Annotated in this window: 1 protein-coding gene and 1 pseudogene; both read right to left on the minus strand. The window is 62.6% G+C overall.

Annotated elements, in window-relative coordinates; genetic code table 11:
* On the minus strand, window positions 1–491 hold a 491-nt coding region (gene rplJ / locus AC1DT2_RS24330; protein WP_477299308.1), incomplete at its 3' end, for a 50S ribosomal protein L10.
* 344 nt (window positions 492–835) lie between these two features.
* Window positions 836–1,035: pseudogene (gene rplA / locus AC1DT2_RS24335) on the minus strand (50S ribosomal protein L1); the annotation flags it as partial.

A 1,035-nucleotide genomic window follows, 5' to 3' on the forward strand; every position in this document is an offset into this window, starting at 1 on the left:
CTACCACCCTGCTGGTCGGCCACGGCCTTGGCGGCGCGGGCAAACATCGCGATCGGCTCGATAAGGACGCGAGCCAGCATGGCAAGCGCTTCCTGACGGGTCGGCAGCGAAGCAAGCACATCGACGTGGGCGGCGGGAAGCAGCTTGCCTTCCACGGACACGACCTTCGCGATCAGCTTGTCGTTGGTCTTCGCGAATTCCTTGATCACGCGCCCGGCAGCACCGGGCTCTTCGAGCGAGAACGCATACAGCAGCGGACCGACCAGGGCGTCTTGGACGACCTCGAAATCGGTGCCGGCCACGGCGCGCGAAGCCAGCGTATTCTTGACAACTTTCAAGAAAACACCGGACTCACGAGCCTTCTTACGCATCGCGGTCATCTGAGAGACCGTGGTGCCTGCGTACTCGGCGGCGACCAAGGAGTGAGCTTTCGCGGCGATTTCTGCCAGCTCGGCGACTACTTCTTGCTTCTGGGACAGATTGAGAGCCATTGCACTCCTCCAATTGAACTCCGCTTGCGACTCCTGCCGCTTGCGGTCCTGGGCGACATCGTCCTGACGTCGGGGACACGAAGTGTCCCGGGTGGTGGCCTTTCCAGATTCGAAACGAATACCAGAAGGGGCAGCACCATCTACGCAGGCCAGACCCGTGGAGGCGTCCGATTAAGCGATCCCGCTAACGACGACGGCGTTTCCATGCCAACACGAGCTCCCTGCTCGTCGCCGTCGCGCGCTGATCGCGCCTACGGTCTTTGACGGCTGCACCGGACTTACGACCGGGGCTGCCTTCAAAAACGTTCCTCCGCCGGGAGACCCGGCGGAGGCCGTAAAACGAATTACTTGGTCGAGGTGTTCACGGTCGAGGTATCGACCGGCACGCCCACGCCCATGGTGCTCGACACCGAAACGCGCTGGATGTACTGACCCTTGGCTGCGGCCGGCTTGGCCTTCAGCAGGTCCGCGACCAGCGTGTTCAGGTTTTCCGCCAGCTGGGCAGCGTCGAAGCTGGCCTTGCCGATGGTGGCGTGAATGATGC

It is taken from the genome of Luteibacter sp. P4_E6 (assembly GCF_056401535.1).